This window comes from Candidatus Allofournierella excrementavium (assembly GCF_048526665.1).
GTDB lineage: Bacteria > Bacillota > Clostridia > Oscillospirales > Ruminococcaceae > Allofournierella_A > Allofournierella_A excrementavium.
Window position 1 is genome coordinate 14,308 of record NZ_DBGFPE010000007.1, and the last position, 25,423, is coordinate 39,730.

Genomic DNA, 25,423 nt, shown 5'->3' on the forward strand with positions numbered 1-25,423 from the left:
GGTTTCTCCTTTGCCTTGGTTCGAACACCGGGGCGGGAGGCTTTTTTTACAGCTCTCCCCTGCCGCTGAGGGCCTTGTAGAGGGTGGTCTCGTCGGCATATTCCAGGCTGGACCCCACGGGCAGGCCGTAGGCCAGCCGGGTGGTTTTGATGCCCAGCGGTTTGATGAGTTTTGCCAGATACATGGCGGTGGCTTCGCCCTCCACCGTGGGGTTGGTGGCCATGATGACCTCCTTCACGGTGCCGTCGGTGAGGCGGGCCAGCAGCTCCTTGACGCACAGCTGGTCCGCGCCGATGCCGTCCATCGGGCTGATGAGGCCGTGGAGCACGTGGTAAAGGCCGTTGTACTCCCGCGTGCGCTCAAAGGCGGTGACGTCCCGGGGGCTCTCCACCACGCAGATGACGCTGGCGTCACGCTTGGGGGAAGAGCAGATGCGGCACACCTCGTTCTCGGTGTAGTCCTGGCAGATGCGGCAGCGGTGCAGCTTCGTGTGGGCTTCCTCGATGGCCCGGGCCAGCTCCATCGCCTCGGCGGCGGGCATGCTGAGCACCTGATAGGCCATGCGCGTGGCGCCCTTGCGCCCCACGCCCGGGAACTTGGAGAACTGCTCCACCAGCTTTTCCAGCGGGGCCGCGTTGTAACCCATGTCCGCTCCCCCTTACAGGCCGGGGAAGTTCGCCCCGCCGGTGATCTTCTGCATGGCGGCCTCGGCGTCCTCGTCCACCTTGCGCACGGCCTCGTTCACCGCGGCGGCCACCATATCCTCCAGCATCTCGATGTCGTCGGGGTCGGCCAGCTCGGGCTTGATGTGGATGGCGGTGACCTGGTGCTTGCCGGTCATGGTGACCTCCACCATGCCGTCGGAAACGCTGGCGGTGTATTCGGTGTTCTCCAGCTCTTCCTGCTTGGTCTTCATGTCCTCCTGCATCTTCTGAGCCTGGCGCATCAGCGCGTTCACGTCGGGTTTGCCGTAGCCCTGGGGCAGTCTTGCTTTCATGGGGATCTTCTCCTTTATCTTGTTCTATTCTTATTCTTTGTCCTTGTATACCACATCTACACCGTGGTTTTCAAGATCTTTCAGTGCCTGCTCCACCGTGGGGTGGTCGGTGGCCTGATCCTTGGGGGGCGTGTAGGGCCCGATGCCGCAGGCAAGGCCGCTCACCTCCTGGATGATGGCCTTGAGCAGGGCCTGGGAGTCCTTGTTCTGGCGGATGAACTCCCGGAAGATGTCGCCGCCGTCGATGAGCACCCGCCGCCCGTCGTAATAGGCTTTGGAGCCCTTGAGGTAGGCGGGCAGCATGTGGTCCCGCTTTTTGAGCACCTCCAGCACCTGAGGCCAGGGCTCGAAGGGCTGGGGCGGGCCGGAAACAGCGGGCTTTGCCGCCGCGGGGCGCGCCGGGCGGGGTTTGGGCTGGGGCACCGGCTGCGGCTCCATCGGCTGGCCTTCCCAGGGCAGCGGCTCGGGGGCCGGCTCCGCCTGCGCCGCGACAGCGGTCTGGGCCGGAGCTTCAGGCTGGGCCGGGGTTTGGACCGGGGTCTGGGCCTGCGCGGCAGGCTGCGCCGGGGCGGCGGGCTGCCATGCGGAGTTGGGCGCGGCAGGGGACGCCGCGAAGGGCGCGGGCTGCCGGGCCTGCTGGGGCGCCGCCTGCACCGGGGCGCTCACCGGCTGGGCCGCGGGCTGGGAGATGGCGAAGAGCGCCAGTTCCAACTCGATGCGCGGGTCGGTGCCGCGGCTCATCTTTTCCATGGCGTCGCCCAATTGGCGGATGGCCCGCACGCTGCCGGCCTGGGGCGCGGACGCGCCTTTTTCCAGATAGAGGGCTTCCTCCTCGGGAGGCACGCCCGCCAGCAGGTTCTTGCCACCGGGCAGGGCGGCCAGCATGAGGTTGCGGTAGTGGGCGATGAGTTCTTCGCACAGGCGCTTCATGTCCACCGAACGCTGGCGCAGCTGGGCCACCTGCTCCAGCGCCGCCGCAGGCTCGCCCGCGGCCAGCGCGTCGCTGATGGCAAAGAGATAGCTTCGGTCGGTGACGCCGGCCATCCGGCGCACCAGCGCCTCGTCGATGGCGCCGCCCACACCGGCACAGGTGTCCAGAATGGAGAGAGCGTCACGCAGCGCGCCGTCCGCCAGACGGGCGATGAGCTGTGCCGCCGCGTCGTCCAGTTCCAGGCCCTCTTCCTCCGCCACATGGCGGATGCGGCCCGCGATGTCCTCGGGGCGGATGCGCCCGAAATCATAGCGCTGGCAGCGGGAGAGGATGGTGGCGGGCACCTTGTGGATCTCGGTGGTGGCCAGGATGAACACCACATGGGAGGGAGGTTCCTCCATGATCTTCAGCAGCGCGTTGAACGCCGGGGTGGAGAGCATGTGCACCTCGTCGATGATGTAAACCTTATAGGTGCAGACGCTGGGGGTATAGGCTGTTTCGTCCCGCAGGTCGCGGATGTTGTCCACGCCGTTGTTGGAGGCGGCGTCGATCTCCACCACGTCCAGGATGGAGCCGTCGTCGATGCCGCGGCACACCTCGCACTCGCCGCAGGGGTCGCCGCTCTCGTTGTGAGGGCAGTTGATGGCCTTGGCGAAGATCTTGGCGCAGGTGGTCTTGCCGGTGCCGCGGGTGCCGGTGAACAGGTAGGCGTGACCCACCCGGTGGGCGGCGATCTGGTTTTGCAGCGCGGCCACGATGTTCTGCTGGCCCACCACGTCCTCAAAGCGGCTGGGCCGCCACTTGCGGTACAATGCCCGGTACACGCCGGCACCTCCTTTTGGGAAATACTACAAAAAACGGACAGGCCCGCAGAGGAAATTTCCCCCGCCTTTGCGCCGCTCGGCATACGGATGCGGACTGACTGCGGCGCACGCGGCAGACCACTTAATGCTGCTCGGTTCCCCGCCTGACATGGTTCATGGCGCCTCGTCGCGCAGGGCCCGCATCCGTATGCCGAACAGCGCACGGTTTTGGCTCTGTCCGAACAGATATATTATACACAAAACTTTCGGCAAATGCAACCGTCCAAAGCAAAAACGGCCCGCCGTTTCGGGCGGGCCGCTTTTCGGCTCTGAAAAATCTTATTTGACGATCTCGCCCTCGCTGGCGCCGCCGCAGGCGTTGGACTCGTCGGTGTCGATGTGCATGGCGGTGGCGAACTTCTCGCTCACACGGATGACCACGTCGTCAAACACCAGCTTGCGGCCCTCGCTGCCGCAGGCCACCTTGACGATCTCCTTGTCGGCCACGCCCAGCTTTTCGGCGTCCTCAGGGGTGACGTGGATGTGGCGCTTGGCCACGATGACGCCTTCTTTCAGCTCCACCTCGCCGCAGGGGCCCACCAGCTTGCAGCCGGCGGAACCGGCAATGTCGCCGGACTCGCGCACGGGGGCGGAGATGCCGATGGAGCGGGCGTCGGTGGCGGACAGCTCCACCTGGTCGGCGCCGCGGCAGGGCCCGAGGATGGACACGTTGGCCAGCTCACGCTTGGGGCCGACCACGGTGACGCGCTCGTTGGAAGCGTACTGGCCGGGCTGGCTCAGGGGCTTCTTGACGGTCAGCTCATAGCCCGCGCCGAACAGGGTCTCCAGGGTCTCCTTGCAGACGTGCACATGACGGGCCGAGGTCTCAACCAAAAATTTCATTGTGATATTTCCTCCCTTTATCCTGCACCGCGCCGCCGCTTGACGGGCGCAGTGTTTCCATTTGCCGTATCTATTTTAGCACACGGGGTAAAAAGTTCAAGACAAAACCCTGCTTTTTATGATATAATAAACGCAAATGTGCAAGGCCGGCGCATTTTTTTGCACACGGCCGGAAAGGAATCGCCACCGATGGAATTTGAACAGCTCAAACAGGAGTGTCTGGCCTGCCGCAAGTGCGGCCTGTGTGAGACCCGCACCAACGTGGTGTTCGGCACCGGCCCCAAAACGGCGGAAGTGATGCTCATCGGTGAAGGCCCCGGCAAAAACGAGGACGAGCAGGGCCTGCCCTTTGTGGGCCGCAGCGGCAAGCTGCTGGACCAGTATCTCACCGCGGTGGACCTGGCGCGGGACAAGAATGTTTTCATCGCCAACATCGTCAAGTGCCGCCCGCCAGAGAACCGCGACCCTCTGCCCGAAGAGTGGGACGCCTGCCTGCCCTGGCTGCGGGAGCAGTTCCGCATCATCCGGCCGAAGATCGTGGTGTGCCTGGGGCGCATCGCCGCCCAGCGGCTCATCCGGCCGGACATCTCGGTGACCAAGGAGCACGGCCGGTTCGAGGAAAAGAACGGCGTGTGGTTCATGGCCACCCTGCATCCCGCCGCCCTGCTGCGCAATCCCAGCCAAAAGCCGATGGCCTTTGGGGATTTTGTGGCCCTGCGGGAGAAGATCAACGAAGTGTGCGACCACACCTATTGAACAAGAAAGGCCCGGAGAACGCTCTCCGGGCCTTTTTTCATTGTTTCTTTCTTGCCGCTTTGTTCGGTCTTCTCTTTATGCTCAAAATTCTAACAAAATCATCGAACAGAGAAGCATCCCTCGGCTCAAACATCAGCCATTTTCCATCGTGATAGGTCTGGGCCTCATCGTAGACATTCTGTACTTCTTGGGAATAACTTGCCCGGTCGTTTTCAAACTTCAAACGCTCCTGTTTTCCCAGAACGACCATAAATCCCACGCAGTTTTCTCTTGCATACAAAGCGCACAGAGTCTTGCCGCCACGGCGGTATTTGTATTCATAGGCCCACGCTTTGCCGCCATCCCCCCACAAATGCTCCATGTCATATTTCTCATCGATCAGGGCACACAGCTGCTTCCACACTTCAAATAAAGAGGGGCCTACCAAAGCCGTCATTTGTTCCGAGCTGGGTATTTTATCAGGCATAAAAGCCTCCCTTTCATTTTTCACTCTCCCAAGCAGGGCAAAGCTCAAACGTCATTCCGCGAACCACTCCACCGCGCGGCGGGCGGAGAAATTCTCTTCCAGCCAGGCGCGCACGGCGGTGGTGTCGAACTGCCAGGCATAGGTGGGGCAGGCAAAGCGGCAGGCCATGCAGTTGATGCACTTTTCGCTGTCCACTTCCAGCAGCTCGTTCAGCGCCCCGGCAGGGCACACCCGCACGCAGCGGCCGCAGTGGTTGCAGCGCTCCTTGTCGCGGCTGCGCCCGGTGGGCCGCAGGGGCTTGCGGGGCGCGTCCGCGTCGCCGGGCAGAGCGGCGGGGCGCAGAGGTTCGTTCTCACAGGCAGCCAGCACTTTTCGGGCAAAGGCGGCAAAAACGGGCATGTCCTCTTCGTCGGGCCGGCCCGCGCCCAGGGACGGGGCGGAAACATGGGGCGTGATGGGGGCGATGCCGCCCACGCAGACAAATCCCTGTTCCGCCATCTGCCGCGCAGCGGCCGCCAAGGCGTTCTCATAGTCCCGGTTGCCATAGGCCGCCAGAATGACGCAGGGGCCGCCCTGACCCCGGAGCTGGCTGAAAAGGCCCTCCACCCGGGGGCCGAAGCCGCCGTACACCGGCAGGGCCAGCACCAGCAGTTCGTCCTTTGCCACCGGGATGACTGCCGGCAGCTTTGCAGGCTGGCAGGTGCAGTCGATGGGTTCCGCCGGCAGGCCAAATTGCTCGCACAGCAGCATCGCGGCGCGTTTCGTGCCGCCGGAGGGGCTGAAGTATGCCGCTTTGACGGCTTTGATGGGGCTCATTTCCGTTCACGTTCCTTTGCATTCGTTTTCTTTGATTATAACGCCCGGCCCGCCCCTTCGTCAATGCTGCGGGTCAGCCCAACCCCTCCACAAAGGCACGCAGCATGGCAAGGCCTGCCGGGCCGCTTTTTTCCGGATGGAACTGAAAGCCGGTCACATTCCCCCGCCGCACCGCGGCGCAGACAGCGCGGCCGCCGTACTCCACCGTGGCGGCGCAGTCCTCACGGCGGCGTGGCAGCGCCTGAAAGCTGTGAACGAAATAGACTTCGTCGCCATTCCGGGTGTTTTTGAAAAGGCCCCGCTCCGCACCGGGGGCGAGGGTCAGGGCGCTCCACCCGATGTGGGGCACCTTGAGGGGCGCTCCCTCCGCCGTTTTTTCCGCCAGCGGCTCCACCGTGCCCTCCACAAGGCCCAGGCCTTGGTTCAAGCCCCCCTCGGTGCTGGAATCCAGCAGCATCTGCATGCCGAGGCAGATGCCCAGGAGAGGCGTGCCCTCCCCTGTCTTTTGCAGAAGCGGCTCCACCAGATGCTGGCGGTGCAGCTGCGTCATGCCGTCGGCAAAAGCGCCCACACCGGGCAGCACCAGCGCCCCGGCGCGCAAGACGTCCCCCGGCTCGGCGGCAAAGCGTACATCCGCGCCGCAGTGCTCCAGCGCACGGCGCACGCTCAGAAGATTGCTGCGCCCGTAATCCACCACTGTTACCACCGGTCTCATCGTCTCACCTCCACGCCCAGGGCCCGCACTTCTTCTTTCAGCGCGGGCACGTCGGTCTTGCCGTAGTGCAGGATGCTGCCCACCGCCACCGCGTCCGCGCCGCCCTTTGCGGCGGCAGCCACGTCTTCGGCGCAGGCCGCGCCCCCGGCGGCGATGACCGGCACATCCACCAGGTCCGCCACCGCGGCGATCAGCTCCTGGTCCATCCCCTTTTGAAAGCCCTCCTTGTCCACGCTGGAGAGCAGTATCTCCCCCGCGCCGAGGGAAACGGCCTCTTTGGCCCATTCCAGCACGTCTTTGCCGGAGTGCTCCCGGCCGTTGTCGTAGTAGGCCTCCCAGCCGGCGGCGGGGCGGGCGGGGTCCCGGCGCTTTGCCTGGATGCTGAGCACCATGCACTGGCTGCCAAAGGCGCGGGCGATCTCGGTGATGAGGGCCGGGCGGCGCAGGGCGGCGGTGTTCACCGCGGCCTTGTCCGCCCCGCTTTTCAGCACCGCGCCCACATCCTGCACGCTGCGCAAACCGCCGCCCGCCGTGATGGGGATGAACACGTCGGCAGTGGTGCGCTCCAGGATATTGCCCAGATTGTTGCGCTCATAGAGGCTGGCCACCGTGTCCAGATACAGTATCTCGTCGATGCCCTGCTCATAATAGCGGCGGGCGAAGTCGTGGGGGTCGCCCAGCTTGCGCAGGCCCTCGTACTGGATGCCCTTCACCAGAAAGTCATCCTTCACATCCAGGCGCGCGATGAGGCGTATTTTCCGGCTCATCCTCACCCCTCCTTTTCCGGTGCGCCGTACCCGCAAAGGCTCTCGCCTTCAAAGGGCGTGTGCCGCAGGCTCCAGCGGCCGTTCTCGTACTGCCACAGGTGGGGCGAGCGGAAACGGTCGGCCAGATGCATGAAGTAGTCCAGGTCCATCTCCGGCTGCTCGAAGCAGTCGGCGGCGGCGCCGAAGTGCTTTTTGTCGATGGAGATGTACTGGAAGAAGTCCTGGGCGAAGCGCATGGGGAACTCACCGTCGAACTTTTTGCAGAGGGCCACGCCCTCCTCCCGGGTGATCTCGTGGTTGCGGATCTCCTGGGCCGCGTCGTAGGTGCAGCGGCCGATGCCGTATTTGATGTAGGTGGTGTAGTAGAAGAAGTCGTCCACCTTGTCGTCGATGGAGTTGTACTTGGAGTAGGTGCCCGCCGTGCGCTCGGGGCTGGGCACAAAGCCGCCGTGCTCCACGCTGTAATAATAAGCCCCCTGGGGATGCCATTTTTCGTAATAGCCCATGTAGTGCACCTGGATGTGGTTTTTTTCAACGTCCGAGGTGTCGCTGGGCAGGTAGATGGCCAGGTCCGCCTTGTCCACCTTGAAGTCCTCTTCCAGCTGGCGCAGGGACACGCCGCCCAGATAGATGTGGTCAAAATCGTTGGTGGCAAAGAAGTGCTCGTCCCGCAGGGCGCTGTCGTTGTCGGCGATGGGGTTGCCGAACTCGGCCTCGTTCTCGCCGTAGAACACCAGCGGGATGCCGAACTTGGCGGCCATTTTGGGGGCCAGCTGCTTCTGGCCCAGGATGAAGGGCTGGAAGGGATGGAACAGGTTCTCGGTGGCGAGGCGGGTGAGCAGGCGGTGGGTCAGGCCGTTGGGGGTGCACAGGTAGTTGTCGAACCCGGCGTGGATCCACGCCTCAAAGTTCTGCCAGCCCCAGGGGGTGTAGATGTGGGGCGCCCAGGTGACGGTGAGGGGGTGCATACCGTATTTGTATTTCAGCAGGTGGGCGGCGTAGAAGCTGTCCTTGCCGCCGCTGCCCGGCACAAGGCAGTCGTAGCTGCCGTCGGTCTTGCGGTAGCGGTCGCACAGTTCCCGCAGCTGGCGCTCCCGGTCGGCCCAGTCGATCTTGCCCTCCTTGTTGTGGCAGGCGTGGCAGGCGTCGCACACGCCGTCCTCCTGGATGACCATGGTCTTTTTCTTCGAGTGGATGGTGTGCTCGAACTCATAGCAGCTGTTGGGCTTCTGGTTGGTCATCACGCACTCTTTGCAGTACTGCACATTCTGGGGCAGGCCGAAGAAGGTCTCCCGCTTTTCGGGCGGGATGTCCGGGGCGTATTTTGAATAGTCGATGGGGATATAACGGGGAAGTTTTTCCATGATGAAGGTCCCTTCTTTCTTTTTTCATAACAAAAAGGCAGGGCAAAGGCGCCATGACGGCAAGAGAGAACACTCCCTTGCCCGGCGGGCGCCTTTGCCCTGCCCTGTGTCGGTTTTCTATTATTCGCCGTAGGTGCGGATGATGGCCTGCGCCGCCTCCCGGCTGGAGATGCGGGCGTCCATTGCCCGCTTTTCGATGAGGCGGTGGGCCTCCTCTTCGGTGAGGCCCGCGTGGAGGGCCAGCAGGCATTTGGCCTGGCATATCACCCGCGCCTCGTCCAGCCGTTTTGTGAGGCGGCGGTTCTGGTCGATAATTTTCTGCATCCGCTGGTGGCCGGCGCGCAGAAGGCGCACCGCGAAGGCCGCCTGCTGGCGGGAGAGGGGCTTTGGCAGCACCAGCACCCCGTATTTTTCCAGCCCCACGGCGACCTTGTCCGCCTGGGGCGCGGCGCAGAGGAAGATGACGTCCAGGCCGCTTTCCACCGCCTGGATGGCCAGCTCACGGCCGAACTCGTCCGGCAGCGGGGCGTTGATGACCATCAGGCTGCCGCCGCCCGCGGTGAAGCCCCGGCGGGCCTCCCCCGCGCTGGTGCAGCACACGGCAGGCCCGCCCGCCGCGAACACGCTTTTCAGCGCTTCATGGGTCTGTTTTTCCCCGACGATCCACACGCCTGCCATGCCTTTCACCTGCCTTTTTTGGGGGAAGTTTTGTCAGATGCGGTCAAAATACTGCTGCATCTCGTACTCGTGGGGGTCCTCCGCCCCGGCGCTGGCCGCGGCCACCCGCCGCTTCTGGGCGAGGTAGGAGTCCAGCAGGCGGGCCGGGAGGGTCTGCTGCAAAAAACGGCTCTCTTCCGCCGCCTTCACCGCCTGAGCGAGGCTTGCGGGCAGCGTGGCCGCCACCGGGCCCGCGCCGCCGGCTGCGAAGAGGTCCCGGTCGGCGGCGGCAGGCAGAGGCAGGCCGTCCCGGATGCCCTCCATGCCGGCTTCCAGCAGAAGGGCGGTGACGTAATAGGGATTGCAGGCCGGGTCCGGGCTGCGCAGTTCCATGCGGCAGTCCGCGCCGGTGGCCGCCGGCACCCGCACCAGCGAAGAGCGGTTCTGGCAGGACCAGCTCACCGTGCCCGGCGCTTCGCAGCAGCCCAGCCGCTGGTAGGAGCCCGGCAGGGGGTTGGCGAACACCGTCAGCTCCGGCACGCGGCGCAGGATGCCCGCCATGAAAGCCGCCGCCACCGGGTCCGGCCGGTCCTTGAAGTTTTCAAAGAGGTTGCGTCCGTCCTTGATGACCGAGAAATTCAGGTGCAGCCCGTTGCCGCTTTTGCCGGGCAGAGGCTTGGGCAGGAAGGAAGCGAACAGGCCGTGCTGCCCCGCGATGGCTTTGACCACCGTGTGCACCGTCATCAAATCGTCCGCCGCCTGCAGGGGCGAGGCGCAGCGGAAGTCGATCTCGTTCTGGCCGGGGCCCTGCTCGTGGTGGCTGCGCTCGGGCTGGATGCCCATCTCCTCCAGCGTGAGGCAGATGCTGCGGCGCACGTTCTCGCCCCGGTCGATGGGGGCGAGGTCGAAGTAGCCGCCCTGGTCAAAGGGGATGCGGGTGGGCTGGCCGTGCTCGTCGGTCTCAAAGAGGTAGAACTCGCACTCCGGCCCCACCAGGAAGTGGTAGCCCTCCTTTGCCGCCGCCTGCTCGGTGCGGCGCAGCAGGGCACGGCCGTCCCCCTCGAAGGGGCGGCCGTCGGGGTAGCGCACGTCGCAGAACAGCCGCCCCACGCAGCCCTCGCTGGGCCGCCAGGGCAGCAGGGCGAAGGTGTCCAGGTCCGGCTGAAGGAACAGGTCCGATTCGGCCACGTTGGCAAAGCCGGGGATGGCGGACGCATCGAAGGACACCCCCTGCTCCGCCGCGTGGCGCAGCTGGCTGGACATGATGGCGATGTTTTTCTGCACGCCGAACATGTCGCAGAAGGCCAGACGGATGAACTTGATGTCGTTTTCCTCCACAAAGCGGAGAAGCTGGTCAAGGGTGTGGGTCATAAAGGCGCCCCTCCTTTGCAACGGTAAAAATTGCAAAAAGCGCTGCGTTGCCCTTGGGGGGAGAACGCAGCGCCTTTGCTGTTTCGATCAATAGTATTATACCCGTCCCGGCCGGCCGCGTCAAGATGTTTTGTTGACAAGGGGCGCGGGGAATGCTATCCTTAAAGGCGAACAACGGCGTTCATGCCGCCCGTTTTGCGGGCCGGCCTGGTCGCCGTTTGTTTATTTTCCGGCCCGCGGGGCAGAAAGGACACAAGCCATGGCTCAGATCATCAACCATTCTTTTGATACCATTCCCAAAAGCTACCTGTTCAGCGAGGTGGCCCGCCGTGTGGCGGCCTTCCGCGCCGCACACCCGGAGAAAGAGCTCATCCCCATGGGCATCGGCGACGTGACCCGGCCTTTGCGCCGCCCGGTCATCGAGGCGCTGAAAAAGGCCGCCGAGGAGCAGGCCCACGCCGAAAGCTTTCACGGCTACGGCCCCGAGCAGGGCTATGACTTTTTGCGCCAGGCGGTGCTGGGCCACTACGCGGGCTTTGGCGTTCACCTTGAAAAAGAGGATGTTTTCATCAGCGACGGAGCCAAGAGCGACCTGGGCAACCTGCCGGACCTGTTCTCCGGGGACTGCGTCGTGCTTCTGCCCGACCCGGTGTATCCCGTCTACCGGGATTCCAACCTGATGGCCGGGCGCAGGGTGACCTATCTGGCCGCCACCCGCGCCAACGGCTTCGCTCCCCTGCCCGACGAAACCCTGCACGCGGACCTTGTCTATCTGTGCAGCCCGGCAAACCCCACCGGCGCGGCCTACACCAAAGCGCAGCTGAAGGTCTGGGTGGACTGGGCCCTGGCCAATGACGCGGTCATCCTCTACGACGCGGCCTATGAATGCTTCATCCAGGACGACCTGCCCCACAGCATCTATGAAGTGGAGGGCGCGAAGGAGTGCGCCATCGAGGTTTGCAGTCTGAGCAAGACCGCCGGCTTCACCGGCATGCGCTGCGGCTACACCGTGGTGCCCCACGGCCTTGTGCGGGAGGGGCAGAACCTGCACGATCTGTGGCTGCGCCGCCAGTGCACCAAGATGAACGGCGTGGCCTACCCCATCCAGCGGGCCGCCGAGGCGGTGTTCACCCCCGAGGGCATGGCCGCCTGCCGCGAGGACATCGCCGCCTATCTGCGGGCCGCCGCCATCGTGGCGGACGCTCTGGACGAGCTGGGCATCTGGTACTGCGGCGGCAAGAACTCCCCCTACATCTGGATGGAGTGCCCCAAGGGGATGGACTCCTGGCAGTTCTTCGACGCCCTTTTGGAAAACGCCGGCATCATCGGCACGCCGGGCAGCGGCTTTGGCGAAAACGGCGAAGGCTACTTCCGCCTTTCGGCCTTCTCGGGCGAAGAGAACGCCCGCGCCGCCATGGAGCGCCTGCGCGCCTGGCTGCAAAGCTGAATCCCTTCACAGAAAAAGCAAGCGCCCCGGAAAACTCCGGGGCGCTCATTTTTATGCGTTCTGATGGCCCAGGGCTGCGGCAATGAAGCCGCGGAAGATGGGCTGGGGCTTGTCGGGCCGGCTCTTGAACTCCGGGTGGTACTGCACGCCCACGAAGAAGGGGTGGCCGGGCAGTTCCATGGCCTCCACCAGCCGCCCGTCGGGCGAGAGGCCGCTGAACACCACGCCCGCCTCGCTCAAAGCGGCGCGGAAGTCATTGCTCACCTCGTAGCGGTGGCGGTGGCGCTCGCTGATCATGCTCTGGCCGTAGATGCGGTGAAGCAGGGTGCCGGGCTGCACCGCGCAGGGGTAGGCCCCCAGCCGCATGGTGCCGCCCTTGGGCAGATTGCCCTGCTGGTCGGGCATGAGGTCGATAACGCAGGCGTCGCCTTCGGGGTCGAATTCGCGGGAGTTGGCCCCGGGCAGGTTCGCCAGGGCACGGGCGGCGTCGATGACCGCGATCTGCATGCCGAGGCAGATGCCGAAATAGGGCACCTTGTTCCGGCGGGCCCAGTCCGCCGCCAGCACCATGCCCTCGATGCCCCGCTTGCCAAAACCGCCGGGCACCAGCACGCCGTCCGCCTTTGCCAAGCGCGCGTCCACCGTCTCGGGAGTGAGGGATTCCGAGTCCACCCAGTCCAGCGTCACGGCGGCGTTGTTGGCATAGCCCGCATGGTTCAGCGCTTCCACCACCGAGAGGTATGCGTCGTGCAATTCCACATACTTGCCCACGATGGCGATGTTCACCTTTCTTTCCAGGCTGCCGATGCGCCGGCAGAGGGCCGACCACTCGGCGAGGTCGGGCTCCCTGGTCTCAAATCCCAGCCGCTTGCAGACAAGATCGTCCAGCCCGGCGGCGTGGAGCATCAGCGGCACCTCGTAGAGGCTGCCAAGGGTGCGGTTTTCGATGACGCAGTCCGGCTCCACATTGCAGAAGGCGGCCAGCTTTTGCAGGATGCCCTCTTCCAGCGGCTCGTCGCACCGGGCGATGATGACGTCCGGCATGATGCCCATGCTCTGCAGCTCCCGCACCGAGTGCTGGGCGGGCTTTGTCTTGTGCTCGCCGGAACACTTGAGCCAGGGCACCAACACCACATGGAGGAACATGCAGTTCTCCCGCCCTTTTTCCCGGCTGATCTGGCGCAGAGCCTCCAAAAAGGGCTGGCTCTCGATGTCGCCGATGGTGCCGCCGATCTCGGTGATGACCACATCCGCGCCGGTGTAGTCGCCCAGGCCGTAGACGAACTGCTTGATCTCCCCGGTGATGTGGGGGATGGTCTGCACCGTGCGGCCCAGATACTCCCCCGCCCGCTCCTTGTGCAGCACGTTCCAGTAGACCCGGCCGCTGGTGAGATTGGACAGCTTGTTCAGGTCCTCATCGATGAACCGCTCATAGTGGCCCAGGTCCAGGTCGGTCTCCACGCCGTCCTCGGTGACGAACACCTCACCGTGCTGATACGGGCTCATGGCGCCGGGGTCAACGTTGATGTAGGGGTCCAGCTTCTGGGCGGCCACCTTGAGGCCCCGCTGTTTCAGCAGCCGGCCCAGGCTGGCCGCGCTGATGCCCTTGCCCAGGCCGGACACCACGCCGCCGGTGACGAAAATATGCTTTGCCATAGAAAATTCCACCTCTGCTCCCTGCGCTTTTGCAAAAAAAGAGAGGGCGTCCATCACCCCGCCGAAAACGACGGAGCGATGGACGCCCTTGTCCTAACGAAGAGTCATTATAAGCCCGGCGCGGGGGTTTGTCAACGGGAAATCACACGGAGAACAGCAGTTCGCTGTAATCGGGATAGGGCAGCGCACCGGCGGGCAGATAGACTTCGGCGGCGTCCGCCAGGCTGCGCACATCGTCCATAGCGGGCAGCACCTCATCGTGATAGAACCAGGCGGCCTCCTGCCCGTCGCCCAGGGCCTCGGCTTTGGTCAGCGCCTCTTCCAGCTTGCTCTGGGCGGCGTCGATCTTGCCGTAGCATGCGGCCAGCTGTTCCAGCCGGGTTTGCAGCGCCGCGCAGGAGGCGGCGGGAGCCGCCGCCTTGCAGCCGTTGATGGAGGCGGCAAGGTGGTCCATGGAATCCAGCACTGCGGGCAGGAACTGGCCGCGCACCATCATGCCCATGGTCTTTGCCTCCACGTGCAGGGTCTTGCAGTAGTTCTCCAGCAGGATGGCGTAGCGGGAGCGCACCTCGCCCTCGGTGAAGATGTGGTGGGCGGTGAACAGGCGGATGTTCTTTTCCGCCACCATGCAGGGCAGAGCCTCCGGGGTGGAGCGCAGGTTGTAAAGCCCTCTTCTTTCCGCCTCGGCCACCCACTCGTCGGTGTAGCCGTTGCCGTTGAAGATGACCTTCTTGTGCTTTTTGATGGCGCGCTTGACCAGCTCGTGCACGGCGGCGTCCATCCCGTCGGGGGCGGCGTCCTTCAGCTCGTCGTAGAACTCCCGCAGGGCCTGGGCCACGGCGGTGTTCAGCACCACGTTGGGGCCGGACACCGACAAAGACGAGCCGGGCATGCGGAACTCGAACTTGTTGCCGGTGAAGGCGAAGGGGCTGGTGCGGTTGCGGTCGGTGGTGTCCTTGAAGAACTGGGGGATGACCGACGTGCCCATCTGCATGGCCACCTTCTCCTGCTTGCCGAAATACTCATCGTTCTCGATGGATTTCAGCACGGCGGTGAGCTCGTCGCCCAGGAACACCGACACGATGGCCGGCGGCGCTTCGTTGGCGCCCAGGCGGTGGTCGTTGCCGGCGGTGGCCACCGACACCCGCAGAAGGTCGGCGTACTCGTCCACCGCCTTGATGACCGCCATCAGGAACACCAGGAACTTGGTGTTCTCGGCGGGGGTGCGGCCGGGATAGAGCAGGTTCGCGCCGGTGTTGGTGATGAGGGACCAGTTGTTGTGCTTGCCGGAGCCGTTGATGCCCTCGAACGGCTTTTCGTGGAGCAGGCAGGCCAGGCCGTGACGGTCGGCCACCAGCTTCATCATCTCCATGGTCAGCTGGTTGTGGTCCACGGCGATGTTGGCGGTGTCGTACACCGGGGCCAGCTCGTGCTGGGCGGGGGCCACCTCGTTGTGCTTGGTCTTGGCGGGCACCCCCAGCTTCCACAATTCCTCGTCCAGGTCGTGCATGAAGGCCGCCACGCGGGGGCGCAGCGCGCCGAAGTAGTGGTCCTCCATCTCCTGCCCCTTCGGCGCGGACGCGCCCAGCAGGGTGCGGCCCGTGAACACAAGGTCTTTGCGCTTTTCAAAGAGGGCCTTGTCCACCAGGAAATACTCCTGCTCCGGGCCGATGGTGGTGGACACGCTGGTCACCGCCTCGTCCCCCAGCAGGTGCAGGATGCGCACCGCCTCATGGCTCAAGGTCTCCATCGAGCGCAGGAGGGGGGTCTTTTTGTCCAGCGCCTCGCCGCTGTAAGAGCAGAAGGCGGTGGGGATGTAAAGGGTGCCGTCCTTGATGAAGGCGGGGCTTGTGGGGTCCCAGGCGGTGTAGCCCCGGGCCTCGAAGGTGGCGCGCAGGCCGCCGGAGGGGAAGCTGGACGCATCCGGCTCGCCCTTGATGAGCTCCTTGCCGGAAAAATCCATGATGACCTCGCCGTTCCCCACCGGGGAGATGAAGCTGTCATGCTTTTCGGCGGTGAAGCCGGTCATGGGCTGGAACCAGTGGGTGAAATGGGTGGCGCCGTGCTCCACGGCCCACTCCTTCATGGCCACCGCCACCGCGTTGGCCACGCTGCGCTCCAGCGGCAGATTCTCGTCGATGGTCCTGCGCAGGGCTTTGTAAACGTCCTTGGGCAGCTTTTCCCGCATGACGCGGTCGCCAAACACCAGACTGCCGTACAGTTCAGGCACATTCTTCGTCATATAACAGCTCTCCTTTCCCCTTTTGCGCCTTGGCGGCACAAAAAAAGCGGCGCTCCCGGATGAAGCCTCATCCGAAAGCGCCGTTGCTTTCCATGGCTGCAATTGTACTCGTTTTTTCCGCCTTGTCAACACCTTTTTTTGCCGCCCGCAGAGCCTTCACCCCTGCCCGCCGTGCCGCCTTTAGCCCGGCTTTAATGTATTTTTTACCGCTTTAGTGCGGCAAATCGCTAAAACAGCCCGGCTTTTGCGCCCGGAATTTTTCACAAAACGCCGATTCTTGCAAAACCGCTTTACAAACCCGGGGCCCCGGGCGTATCATAAAACACGACAAAGGCGTCAAAGCTCCCTGCAAAAGGGGGTTTTGACGCCTTTGTCTTTTTTTATTTCGCAAATCGGGAGGTACCGCCATGAAAACACCCGGCAGCCAGGGCCTTTACTGCCCGCAATTCGAGCACGACAACTGCGGCATCGGCGCCGTTGTGGACATTCACGGCCGCAAGAGCCACCAGACGGTGGCCGACGCGCTGACCATCGTGGAACATCTGGAGCACCGCGCGGGCAAGGACGCCGAGGGCAAGACCGGCGACGGCGTGGGCATCCTCACCCAGGTGCCCCACAAATTCTTCTGCAAGGTGTGCGCCGGGCTGGGCATCTCCATCGGCGGCGAGCGGGAATACGGCGTGGGCATGTTCTTTCTGCCCCAGAACGAGCTGGCCCGCCGTCAGGCTCAGAAGATGTTCGAGGTCATCGTGGAAAAAGAAGGCCTGGAATTTCTGGGCTGGCGGATGGTACCGGTGCGGCCCTCGGTGCTGGGCCACCGGGCGCGGGACTGCATGCCGGTGATCTGCCAGGGCTTTGTGAAAAAGCCGGAGGACGTGCCCGCGGGCCTTGCCTTTGACCGCAGGCTCTACATCGTGCGGCGGGTCTTTGAGCAGAGCAACGAGGGCAGCTATGTGGTGAGCCTTTCCAGCCGGACCATCGTCTACAAAGGCATGTTCCTGGTGGGGCAGCTGCGCACCTTCTTTGACGATCTGCGGGACGAGGACTATGCGTCCGCCATCGCCATCGTGCACTCCCGCTTTTCCACCAACACCGACCCCAGCTGGGAGCGGGCCCACCCCAACCGCTTCATCGTGCACAACGGCGAGATCAACACCATCCGGGGCAACGCCGACAAGATGCTGGCCCGGGAGGAGACCATGAGCGCCCCCGCCTTCAGCGCCGACGACATCACCCGGGTGCTGCCGGTGGTGGACACCACCGGCTCCGACTCCGCCATGCTGGACAATACCCTGGAATTCCTGGTGATGAGCGGCATGGACCTGCCGCTGGCGGTGATGGTGGCCATCCCCGAGCCCTGGAGCCACAACGACACCATCAGCCAGCGGCGGCGGGATTTTTACCAGTACTACGCCACCATGATGGAGCCCTGGGACGGCCCGGCCTCCATCCTGTTCAGCGACGGCGACGTGATGGGCGCGGTGCTGGACCGCAACGGCCTGCGCCCCAGCCGCTATGTCATCACCGACGACGGGCGGCTCATCCTTTCCTCCGAGGTGGGCGTGCTGGAGCTGGACGAGGAGCACATTCTCAAAAAGGAGCGGCTGCATCCGGGCAAGATGCTGCTGGTGGACCTTGCCAAAGGCGCGGTGCTCAGCGACGACGAGGTGAAGGAGCGCTACGCCGGAAGAGAGCCCTACGGCGAGTGGCTGGACTCGAACCTTCTGCACCTGAGCGACCTGCACGTGCCCAATCAGAAGGTGCCCGCCCTCAGCGGCGAGGAATGCGCCCGGCTGCAAAAGGCCTTCGGCTACACCTGGGAGGAATACCGGGATTCGGTGTGCTCCATGGCCCTGAACGGCACCGAGCCCATCGGCGCCATGGGCGCGGACACGCCGCTGGCGGTGCTCTCGGGGCAGTATCAGCCGCTGTTCAACTATTTCCGGCAGATGTTCGCCCAGGTGACCAATCCCCCCATCGACGCGCTGCGGGAAAAAATCGTCACCTCCACCGCGGTGTACGCGGGCAAGAACGGCAATCTTTTGCAGGAGAGCGCCGACAACTGCCACGTGCTGAAGATCGAGAACCCCATCCTCAGCGACCTGGACCTTTTGAAGATAAAGGCCATGGACCGCCCCGGCTTCAAGGTGGCGGTGGTGCCCATCCTGTTCTACAAATCCACCCCCATGGACCGGGTGCTGGAGCACCTGTTCGTGGCGGTGGACAAGGCCTACCGGGAGGGAGCCAACATCCTCATCCTCACCGACCGGGGCGTGGACGAGAACCATGTGGCCATCCCCTCGCTGCTGGCGGTGTCCGCTGTGCACAAGCATCTGGTCAAGACCAAGAAGTGCACGGCGCTGTCCCTCATTCTGGAATCTGGTGAGCCCCGTGAGGTGCACCACTTCGCCACCCTGCTGGGCTACGGCGCCTGCGCGGTGAACCCCTATCTGGCCCACGCCTCGCTGGCCCAGCTGGTGCAGGACGGCCTTTTGAACAAGGACTACTACGCCGCCGTGGCCGACTACGACAACGCGGTGCTGCAGGGCATCGTGAAAATTGCCTCCAAGATGGGCATTTCCACCCTGCAAAGCTATCAGGGCAGCCAGATCTTTGAGGCCATGGGCATCAGCCAGGAGGTCATCGACGCCTATTTCACCGGCACCGTGAGCCGCATCGGCGGCATCACCCTGGCAGACATCGCCGCCCAGACCGACGCCCAGCACTCCCGGGCGTTCGACCCGCTGGGCCTTGCCACCGACCTGAGCCTGCCCTCCCTGGGGCGGCACAAGCTGCGCAGCCAGGGCGAGGTGCACCGCTATTCCCCCCAGGTCATCCACCTTTTGCAGCAGGCCGCCCGCACCGGCGACTATGCGCTGTTCCAGCGCTACACCGAAGCCGCGGATGCCGAGCGCAGCGGCCTTGTGCGCAGCCTGCTGGACTTCAACTGGCCCGCCGAAGGGGTGCCTTTGGAGGAAGTGGAGAGCGAGGAGGCCATCCTGCGCCGCTTCAAGACCGGGGCCATGTCCTACGGCTCCATCTCCCAGGAGGCCCACGAGGCTCTGGCGCTGGCCATGAACCGGCTGGGGGGCAAGTCCAACAGCGGCGAGGGCGGCGAGAGCGACGAGCGCCTTGCCAGCGCCGGCACTGCCGACGACCGCTCCAGCGCCATCAAGCAGGTGGCCAGCGGGCGCTTCGGCGTGACCAGCCGCTATCTTGTGAGCGCAAAGGAAATTCAAATCAAGATGGCCCAGGGCGCAAAGCCCGGCGAGGGCGGGCATCTGCCCGCCGCCAAGGTCTACCCCTGGGTGGCAAAGACCCGTCACTCCACCCCGGGCGTGAGCCTCATCAGTCCCCCGCCCCACCACGACATCTACTCCATCGAGGACCTGGCCCAGCTCATCTATGACCTGAAGAGCGCCAACGACCGGGCCTGCATCTCGGTGAAGCTGGTGAGCGAGGCGGGCGTGGGCACCGTGGCCGCCGGCGTGGCCAAGGCCGGGGCCCAGGTCATCCTCATCTCCGGCTGCGACGGCGGCACCGGCGCGGCGCCCATCAGTTCCATCCACAACGCGGGCCTGCCCTGGGAGCTGGGCCTTGCCGAGACCCACCAGACCCTGCTGCGCTCGGGGCTGCGGGGCCGGGTGCGGCTGGAGACCGACGGCAAGCTGATGACCGGGCGGGACGTGGCCATCGCGGCGCTGCTGGGCGCGGAGGAATTCGGCTTTGCCACCGCCCCGTTGGTGACCCTGGGCTGCACCATGATGCGGGTGTTCAATCTGGACACCTGCCCCATGGGCATCGCCACCCAGAACCCCGAACTGCGAAAACGCTTTTGCGGCAAGCCGGAATACGTGGAGAACTTCATGCGCTTCATCGCCCGGCAGCTGCGGGAGTATATGGCAAGGCTGGGCGTGCGCACCGTGAACGAGATGGTGGGCCGCACCGATCTGCTGCGCCAGACGCACGGGGCAGGCCGCGGGGCAAACGTGGACCTGAGCCGGGTGCTGGCACAGGGCGGCGCAGAGAGCGGCCGCGCCGTGTTCGACCCCGCCGAGGTCTATGACTTCGGCCTTGAAAAGACGCTGGACCGGGCCCTCATGGCAAAGGAGCCGGTGCGCCGCGCCCTGGCGGAAGGCGTGCCCTGCCGCATGAGCGTGGAGGTGAAGAACACCGACCGGGCCTTCGGCGCGCTGCTGGGAGCCGAGATCACCCGCCACAGCCCCGATGGCTGGGCGGAGGACGCCCTCATCCTGGACTGCGCCGGCGCGGGCGGCCAGAGCTTTGGGGCGTTTTTGCCCAAGGGCCTCACCCTGGCCCTCACCGGCGAGGGCAACGACTACTTCGGCAAAGGGCTTTCCGGCGGCAAGCTGGTGCTGCGGCCGGATGAAAAAGCCCGCTACGCCGCCGAGGAGAACGTCATCGTGGGCAATGTGGCGCTCTATGGCGCCACCTCCGGCCAGGCCTACATCAACGGCATGGCGGGCGAGCGCTTTTGCGTGCGCAACTCCGGCGCGGCGGCCGTGGTGGAGGGCGTGGGCGAACACGGCTGCGAGTATATGACCGGCGGCCGGGTGGTGGTGCTGGGCCCCGTCGGCAAGAACTTCGCCGCCGGCATGAGCGGCGGCGTGGCCTATGTGCTGGACGAGGAGAGTACCCTCTACCGCAACCTGAACAAGGCCATGGTGAGCATGGAAAAGGTGGAGAGCAAGTTCGACCGGGAGGAGCTTTACCGCCTCATCGACGCCCATGTGCAGCACACCGGCTCGCCCAAGGGCCGGCGCATCCTGGCCGCCTTCAGCGAGTATCTGCCCCGGTTCAAAAAGATCATTCCCAACGACTACAAGCGGCTGGTCCAGCTCGCCTCCCAGTTCGAGGAGCAGGGCGTGACCCCCGAGCAGGCCCAGATCGAGGCGTTCTACGCCAGTCTGGCCGAGAAATAAAAGGAGGATCGGTCATGGGCAAAACCACCGGTTTTTTGGAATATCCGCGGCAGGAGGGGCCCGTTGTGCCGCCGCTGGAGCGGCTGGGCAATTTTCGGGAGTTTCACCGCCCCCTCTCCCCCGCCGCCCAGGCACAGCAGGCGGCCCGCTGCATGGACTGCGGCGTGCCCTTCTGCCAGGCGGGCGTGACCCTGGCGGGCATGACCGCCGGCTGCCCGCTGCACAACCTCATCCCCGAGATGAACGACCTTGTTTTTCACGGCAACTGGGAGCAGGCCTGGCGGCGGCTGGAGCGCACCAACTGCCTGCCGGAGTTCACCGGCCGGGTGTGCCCCGCCCTGTGTGAGGCGGCCTGCACCTGCGCGCGGCAGGAAGGGGCGGTGTGCACCCACGAAAACGAGCTTCAGGTGGCGGAGTACGCCTTTTCCCACGGGCTTGTGAACGCCGCGCCCCCCGCCGTGCGCACCGGCAAAACGGTGGCGGTGGTGGGCAGCGGGCCCGCGGGCCTTGCCGCCGCATGGCAGCTGAACCGCCGCGGCCACAGCGTCACGGTGTTCGAAAAGGCGGACCGCCCCGGCGGCCTTCTGCGCTATGGCATCCCCAACATGAAGCTGGACAAGGCCGTGCTGGACCGGCGCATCCGCCTGATGGAAGAGGCGGGCGTGGCCTTCGTCTGCAGCACCGACGTGGGCCGGGACGTGACCGGCGAAGAACTGCTGGCAAAGTTTGACCGGGTGGTGCTGGCGGGCGGCGCGGGCAGGCCCCGGGACCTGGCGGTGCCCGGCCGGGAGGCAAAGGGCATCCTCTTCGCGGTGGATTTTCTCGGCCAGGTGACCAAGGCGCTGCTGGACTCGGATTTTCAAAAGCCGCCCCACAAACTGGCCGAGGGCAAAAACGTGCTGGTGGTGGGCGGCGGCGACACCGGCAACGACTGCGTGGCCACCGCCCTGCGCCTGGGCGCGAAGAGCGTGACCCAGCTGGAAATGATGCCCGAGCCGCCCCTTGCGCGCACGGCGGACAATCCCTGGCCCCAGTGGCCGAAGGTGCGCAAGACCGACTACGGCCAGCAGGAGGCCATCGCCCTGTTCGGGGCCGACCCCCGGCGCTATCAGACCACCGTGTCCGCCTTCAAGGCCGACAAGCGCGGCCGGGTGTGCGGCGCGGTGGTGCAGAAGCTGGAGGCGCGCCCGGGCGAAAACGGCCGCACGATGATGGTGCCGATTGCGGGCAGCGAAGAGGTGCTGCCTGCCGAGCTGGTGCTCATCGCCGCGGGCTTTGTTGGCTGTGAGGAATATCTGCCCGCCGGCTTCGGCGCGGCGCTCACCGGGCGCGGCGTTGTGGCCGCGGAAGGCGAAGGCTATGCCACAAGCATGCCCCGGGTGTTTGCCGCGGGGGATATCCGCCGCGGGCCCTCGCTGGTGGTGTGGGCCATCGCCGAGGGCATGGGCGCGGCCCGGGCGGCGGACGCCTCCCTGATGGGTTACAGCAATCTGTGAGGGCGGCGCGAATTTTGGAACGAGGGGGAGAAAGGAATGTGTACCATCCTGTGCTACGCGGGCCACGACATCGGCCCCAATCGCTTGCAGGAATATCTTTTGCGCAGCCGGCGGCGCGGGCCGGACGACTATAAAGTGGTGGAGACGCCCTTCGGGTATCTGGGCTTTGCCCGCCTTGCCATCATGGGGCTTTCGCCCGAGGGGATGCAGCCCTTTGAGCAGGAGGGCAGCTGGGTGGTGTGCAACGGCGAGGTGTACGGGTTCCGCCGTCTGAAAGAAGAACTGGCACAGCGCGGCTACACCTTCAAGAGCGGGTCCGACTGCGAGGTGCTGCTGCCCCTGTGGCGGGAATACGGCTGTGAGATGTTTGCCCATCTGGACGCGGAGTTCGCCTGCGTGCTCTACGACGGGGCCAGCGGCAGCCTCATCGCTGCCCGGGACCCCATCGGCATCCGGCCGCTGTTCTACGGCTATCCCGTGGGCGGCGGGACCATCGCCTTTGCCAGCGAGGCCGCCGAACTGGAGGGCTGGGTGGATGCGGTGCGCCCCTTCCCGCCCGGCCACTATTACAAGGACGGCCGTTTTGTGCAGTATGAGGACATTGCCGCCGTGCACGGCTACGTCCACGCGCCGCTGGAAGAGGTGTGCCGCAACATTCGCGAGAAGCTGGTGGCCGGGGTGGAAAAGCGGCTGGACGCCGACGCGCCCCTGGGCTTTCTGCTCTCCGGCGGGCTGGATTCCAGCCTGGTGTGCGCCATCGCGGTCAAAAAGCTGCAGAAGCCCATCCGCACCTTCGCCATCGGCATGGAGGGCGACGCCATCGATTTGAAGTACGCCCGGGACGTGGCGGATTTCATCGGCGCGGACCACACCGAGGTCATCATGACAAAAGAGCAGGTGCTGGAGGCCCTGCCCCAGGTGGTGCAGGCGCTGGCCACCTGGGACATCACCACCATCCGCGCCAGCGTGGGCATGTACCTCGTCTGCAAGACCATCCATGAAAGCACCGACATCAAGGTGCTTTTGACGGGCGAAATTTCCGACGAACTGTTCGGCTACAAATACACCGACTTTGCCCCCAGCGCCGCCGAGTTCCAGAAGGAGGCGGCCAAGCGCATCCGGGAGCTTTTCTGCTACGACGTGCTGCGGGCGGACCGCTGCCTTGCCGCCAACAGCCTGGAGGCACGGGTGCCCTTTGGCGATCTGGACTTCGTGCGCTATGTGATGTCCATCGACCCGGCCCGCAAGCTGAACACCTACGGCAAGGGCAAGTACCTCCTGCGTAAGGCCTTTGAGGGCGAGGGCCTTCTGCCGGAGCACATCCTCTGGCGAGAGAAAGCCGCCTTCAGCGACGCGGTGGGCCACAGCATGGTGGACGATCTGAAAGAATACGCCGAGGCGCTTTACACCGACGAGGAGTTCCGGGCGCGTCGGGCAAAATACGACTACTGCCCGCCCTTCACCAAGGAGAGCCTGCTCTATCGGGAACTGTTCGAGCGGTTTTATCCCGGCAGGGCGCGGATGATCCCCGGGTTCTGGATGCCCAACCCCGACTGGGAGGGCTGCAAAGTGGACGACCCCAGCGCCCGGGTGCTGGCGAACTACGGCGACAGCGGCATTTGAATCAAAAGCGATGCAGGGCGGGCCCGTAAGGCCCGCCCTGTTTACAGTTTTTATACAACTTGTTTGCCGCCCCATGAGTGAAAGGGGGCCCCGCCCATGGTATACTTGCCTGGGGCAGGGGCGCAGAGCGCCGCCCTTTGAAAGGGAGCGATGGCACGATGAAAAGATTTCTTCTCGTTCTGACGGTTGCGGTGCTGGCCGCGGCGGCGTTTTTTCTCTATTCGCTGGCAACGGTGGAGCTGCCGGAGATGGAGGGCGGCGCCTCGTCCCAGGCCTACGGGGACGTGGCCCCCATCCAGGGCCGGCCGGAAAGCGCTTCATCCGTTCCTGCCGAGCCGGCAGCCGACCTTTTCTTTTTGAGCGAAGAGCAGCAAAACGTCTTTGCCCGTGCGCAGGAGACGGTGACCTGGCTGGCGGACCCCTCCAACCTGATGAACCGGGAGGGAAACGCCGCGGGCGGTGAAGTGCAGCTGGGGGGCCAGAGCTACCTGCTCATCACCGGGGAGGACGAAAACTACGAGGACTTCCGCGCCCGGATGCTGGGCGTCTTCACCGAGAGCTGTCTGGAACAGCTGGATTTTGACCAGCGCTTTCGCCCGGTGGACGGCAAGCTGGCGGCCCTGGCGGGCGGCATGGGCGGCGCCATCGACTACGCCGAATGCCCCGATGCCTACCGCCTTGAAAGCGCCGGGGACGACGCAGTGACCTTCACCCTCATCGGGCACTACATCGAGCAGGGCACGGAGGAAACGGACACCGAGTTTCTCACCCGGCGGGCGGACGGCGGCTTCGACAGCACCCGGGAGTTCACCATCCGCCTTGTGAACACCGAAAACGGCTGGCGGGTGGACGAGTTCCACAGCCCGCTTTATCCTTACATGTTTTGAACAAAAGAGGGCCGCCCCCGCGGGGGCGGCCCTCTTTATGCCTGTTTCACAGTTTCAGCCTGCGGCGGATAGCGCCGGCCAGCGCCAGCGCGCCTAGGCCCTTCAAAAAGTCCGGGAGGATGAAAGGCAGCACGCACACCGTCAGGCTGGCCCAGAGGCCCATGCCGCTGACGAACATGAACCAGAGGGTACCCAGGGCGTAGCAGACCAGCTGGCCTGTCAGCACCCCCGCAAGGCGCAGGGCCATGCGCTGTGTGCGGCGGCAGACGGCGGCCAGCAGCGCCGCCATCAGCGGGTAGGCCCAGAGAAAACCGGCGGTCATGCCGGTGAGCACCTGCACGCCGGCGGCCATGTTGGCGAACACCGGCAGGCCCACCGCGCCGATGCAGATATAGGCAAGGATGGAGGCCGCCGCCCAGCCGGGGGTGAGCATCGCCCCGGCGAAAAACACCCCCAGCACGCTCAGCGTCAGGCTGATGGGCCCGATGGGGATGCTCAAGGGGGCCACCACCGCCATGAAGGCGGTGCACAGGCCCGCAAGGGCAAGGTTTTTCACTTTTGTTCCCGAAGCGGCGTTCACGGC

20 protein-coding genes and 1 other RNA gene are annotated in these 25,423 nt (G+C 64.9%); 6 read left to right on the top strand and 15 right to left on the bottom strand.

Annotation, left to right across the window (positions count from 1 at the left end):
- Positions 1-46: 46 nt before the first annotated feature.
- The 5 genes from recR to ACMI1Q_RS02470 form a co-directional block, all read right to left on the bottom strand.
- A complete protein-coding gene (gene recR / locus ACMI1Q_RS02450; RefSeq protein WP_394980646.1) occupies positions 47-646 on the bottom strand; it encodes a recombination mediator RecR in 600 nt (199 codons plus the stop codon).
- Between the two features lie 12 nt (positions 647-658).
- Positions 659-997 carry a YbaB/EbfC family nucleoid-associated protein gene (locus ACMI1Q_RS02455; RefSeq protein WP_330057358.1) on the bottom strand — a complete coding sequence of 113 codons (339 nt, stop codon included), beginning with the start codon at positions 995-997 and terminating at the stop codon, positions 659-661.
- Positions 998-1,027: 30 nt separating this feature from the next.
- Entirely contained in the window at positions 1,028-2,752 is a 1,725-nt protein-coding gene (gene dnaX, locus ACMI1Q_RS02460; RefSeq protein WP_419502687.1) for a DNA polymerase III subunit gamma/tau, read from the bottom strand.
- An 84-nt stretch (positions 2,753-2,836) separates the two neighbouring features.
- An RNA gene (gene ffs / locus ACMI1Q_RS02465) (signal recognition particle sRNA small type) lies at positions 2,837-2,935 on the bottom strand.
- A gap of 135 nt (positions 2,936-3,070) precedes the next feature.
- A complete protein-coding gene (locus ACMI1Q_RS02470; protein WP_330057362.1) occupies positions 3,071-3,634 on the bottom strand; it encodes a phosphate propanoyltransferase in 564 nt (187 codons plus the stop codon).
- A 189-nt stretch (positions 3,635-3,823) separates the two neighbouring features.
- Here ACMI1Q_RS02470 and ACMI1Q_RS02475 point away from each other — a divergent pair, with 189 nt between their 5' ends.
- Positions 3,824-4,390 (top strand): uracil-DNA glycosylase, encoded by a 567-nt coding sequence (locus ACMI1Q_RS02475; RefSeq protein ID WP_330057364.1) that lies wholly within the window; start codon positions 3,824-3,826, stop codon positions 4,388-4,390.
- 37 nt (positions 4,391-4,427) lie between these two features.
- Here ACMI1Q_RS02475 and ACMI1Q_RS02480 read toward each other — a convergent pair whose 3' ends face one another.
- The 7 genes from ACMI1Q_RS02480 to ACMI1Q_RS02510 form a co-directional block, all read right to left on the bottom strand.
- Positions 4,428-4,856 (bottom strand): DUF3788 domain-containing protein, encoded by a 429-nt coding sequence (locus ACMI1Q_RS02480; RefSeq protein WP_419502755.1) that lies wholly within the window; start codon positions 4,854-4,856, stop codon positions 4,428-4,430.
- A 51-nt stretch (positions 4,857-4,907) separates the two neighbouring features.
- Entirely contained in the window at positions 4,908-5,672 is a 765-nt protein-coding gene (locus ACMI1Q_RS02485; protein WP_419502688.1) for a 4Fe-4S binding protein, read from the bottom strand.
- Positions 5,673-5,745: 73 nt separating this feature from the next.
- The gene (hisH, locus tag ACMI1Q_RS02490; protein ID WP_419502689.1) at positions 5,746-6,387 is read right to left on the bottom strand and encodes an imidazole glycerol phosphate synthase subunit HisH; all 642 of its coding nucleotides are present in this window, start codon (positions 6,385-6,387) and stop codon (positions 5,746-5,748) included.
- On the bottom strand, positions 6,384-7,154 hold the full coding sequence (hisF, locus tag ACMI1Q_RS02495; RefSeq protein WP_330057369.1) for an imidazole glycerol phosphate synthase subunit HisF: 771 nt from the start codon (positions 7,152-7,154) through the stop codon (positions 6,384-6,386). The genes hisH and hisF overlap by 4 nt, the downstream gene beginning before the upstream one ends.
- Positions 7,155-7,156: 2 nt before the next feature.
- A complete protein-coding gene (locus ACMI1Q_RS02500) occupies positions 7,157-8,518 on the bottom strand; it encodes an N-acetyl sugar amidotransferase (RefSeq protein ID WP_419502690.1) in 1,362 nt (453 codons plus the stop codon).
- A gap of 120 nt (positions 8,519-8,638) precedes the next feature.
- Positions 8,639-9,196 carry an ANTAR domain-containing response regulator gene (locus ACMI1Q_RS02505; protein WP_419502691.1) on the bottom strand — a complete coding sequence of 186 codons (558 nt, stop codon included), beginning with the start codon at positions 9,194-9,196 and terminating at the stop codon, positions 8,639-8,641.
- 33 nt (positions 9,197-9,229) lie between these two features.
- Complete coding sequence (locus tag ACMI1Q_RS02510) at positions 9,230-10,546, bottom strand: glutamine synthetase family protein (RefSeq protein WP_394980632.1); 1,317 nt, start codon at positions 10,544-10,546, stop codon at positions 9,230-9,232.
- A gap of 259 nt (positions 10,547-10,805) precedes the next feature.
- On the opposite strand from ACMI1Q_RS02510, the gene ACMI1Q_RS02515 reads away from it, so the two are divergent.
- Positions 10,806-11,993 carry an LL-diaminopimelate aminotransferase gene (locus ACMI1Q_RS02515; RefSeq protein WP_419502692.1) on the top strand — a complete coding sequence of 396 codons (1,188 nt, stop codon included), beginning with the start codon at positions 10,806-10,808 and terminating at the stop codon, positions 11,991-11,993.
- 51 nt (positions 11,994-12,044) lie between these two features.
- On the opposite strand, the gene ACMI1Q_RS02520 is transcribed toward ACMI1Q_RS02515, so the two are convergent.
- Both ACMI1Q_RS02520 and ACMI1Q_RS02525 read right to left on the bottom strand, forming a co-directional pair.
- Positions 12,045-13,649, bottom strand: coding sequence for a CTP synthase (locus tag ACMI1Q_RS02520; RefSeq protein ID WP_419502693.1), 1,605 nt, complete (start codon positions 13,647-13,649; stop codon positions 12,045-12,047).
- 142 nt (positions 13,650-13,791) lie between these two features.
- Positions 13,792-15,891 (bottom strand): glutamine synthetase III, encoded by a 2,100-nt coding sequence (locus ACMI1Q_RS02525; protein ID WP_419502694.1) that lies wholly within the window; start codon positions 15,889-15,891, stop codon positions 13,792-13,794.
- A gap of 407 nt (positions 15,892-16,298) precedes the next feature.
- Between ACMI1Q_RS02525 and gltB the strand changes: the two genes are divergently transcribed.
- From gltB to ACMI1Q_RS02545, 4 genes are all read left to right on the top strand, one after another.
- Complete coding sequence (gene gltB, locus ACMI1Q_RS02530) at positions 16,299-20,834, top strand: glutamate synthase large subunit (protein WP_419502695.1); 4,536 nt, start codon at positions 16,299-16,301, stop codon at positions 20,832-20,834.
- Between the two features lie 14 nt (positions 20,835-20,848).
- Positions 20,849-22,330 carry a glutamate synthase subunit beta gene (locus tag ACMI1Q_RS02535; protein WP_419502696.1) on the top strand — a complete coding sequence of 494 codons (1,482 nt, stop codon included), beginning with the start codon at positions 20,849-20,851 and terminating at the stop codon, positions 22,328-22,330.
- A gap of 36 nt (positions 22,331-22,366) precedes the next feature.
- Positions 22,367-23,953, top strand: a complete 1,587-nt coding sequence (gene asnB, locus ACMI1Q_RS02540; protein ID WP_419502697.1) for an asparagine synthase B — start codon at positions 22,367-22,369, stop codon at positions 23,951-23,953.
- Between the two features lie 158 nt (positions 23,954-24,111).
- Positions 24,112-24,840 (top strand): hypothetical protein, encoded by a 729-nt coding sequence (locus ACMI1Q_RS02545; RefSeq protein ID WP_419502698.1) that lies wholly within the window; start codon positions 24,112-24,114, stop codon positions 24,838-24,840.
- A 46-nt stretch (positions 24,841-24,886) separates the two neighbouring features.
- On the opposite strand, the gene ACMI1Q_RS02550 is transcribed toward ACMI1Q_RS02545, so the two are convergent.
- Positions 24,887-25,396, bottom strand: coding sequence for a biotin transporter BioY (locus ACMI1Q_RS02550; RefSeq protein WP_419502699.1), 510 nt, complete (start codon positions 25,394-25,396; stop codon positions 24,887-24,889).
- Positions 25,397-25,423 lie beyond the last annotated feature (27 nt).

Coding starts and splice junctions, on each gene's coding strand:
- ACMI1Q_RS02500 (WP_419502690.1), bottom strand. CDS start 8,518: ATGGAAAAACTTCCCCGTTATATCCCCATCGACTATTCAAAATACGCC.
- ACMI1Q_RS02470 (WP_330057362.1), bottom strand. CDS start 3,634: ATGAAATTTTTGGTTGAGACCTCGGCCCGTCATGTGCACGTCTGCAAG.
- ACMI1Q_RS02545 (WP_419502698.1), top strand. CDS start 24,112: ATGAAAAGATTTCTTCTCGTTCTGACGGTTGCGGTGCTGGCCGCGGCG.
- hisF (WP_330057369.1), bottom strand. CDS start 7,154: ATGAGCCGGAAAATACGCCTCATCGCGCGCCTGGATGTGAAGGATGAC.
- ACMI1Q_RS02480 (WP_419502755.1), bottom strand. CDS start 4,856: ATGCCTGATAAAATACCCAGCTCGGAACAAATGACGGCTTTGGTAGGC.
- ACMI1Q_RS02510 (WP_394980632.1), bottom strand. CDS start 10,546: ATGACCCACACCCTTGACCAGCTTCTCCGCTTTGTGGAGGAAAACGAC.
- ACMI1Q_RS02505 (WP_419502691.1), bottom strand. CDS start 9,196: ATGGCAGGCGTGTGGATCGTCGGGGAAAAACAGACCCATGAAGCGCTG.
- ACMI1Q_RS02525 (WP_419502694.1), bottom strand. CDS start 15,891: ATGACGAAGAATGTGCCTGAACTGTACGGCAGTCTGGTGTTTGGCGAC.
- ACMI1Q_RS02475 (WP_330057364.1), top strand. CDS start 3,824: ATGGAATTTGAACAGCTCAAACAGGAGTGTCTGGCCTGCCGCAAGTGC.
- ACMI1Q_RS02535 (WP_419502696.1), top strand. CDS start 20,849: ATGGGCAAAACCACCGGTTTTTTGGAATATCCGCGGCAGGAGGGGCCC.
- gltB (WP_419502695.1), top strand. CDS start 16,299: ATGAAAACACCCGGCAGCCAGGGCCTTTACTGCCCGCAATTCGAGCAC.
- ACMI1Q_RS02455 (WP_330057358.1), bottom strand. CDS start 997: ATGAAAGCAAGACTGCCCCAGGGCTACGGCAAACCCGACGTGAACGCG.
- recR (WP_394980646.1), bottom strand. CDS start 646: ATGGGTTACAACGCGGCCCCGCTGGAAAAGCTGGTGGAGCAGTTCTCC.
- ACMI1Q_RS02520 (WP_419502693.1), bottom strand. CDS start 13,649: ATGGCAAAGCATATTTTCGTCACCGGCGGCGTGGTGTCCGGCCTGGGC.
- ACMI1Q_RS02515 (WP_419502692.1), top strand. CDS start 10,806: ATGGCTCAGATCATCAACCATTCTTTTGATACCATTCCCAAAAGCTAC.
- asnB (WP_419502697.1), top strand. CDS start 22,367: ATGTGTACCATCCTGTGCTACGCGGGCCACGACATCGGCCCCAATCGC.
- ACMI1Q_RS02485 (WP_419502688.1), bottom strand. CDS start 5,672: ATGAGCCCCATCAAAGCCGTCAAAGCGGCATACTTCAGCCCCTCCGGC.
- hisH (WP_419502689.1), bottom strand. CDS start 6,387: ATGAGACCGGTGGTAACAGTGGTGGATTACGGGCGCAGCAATCTTCTG.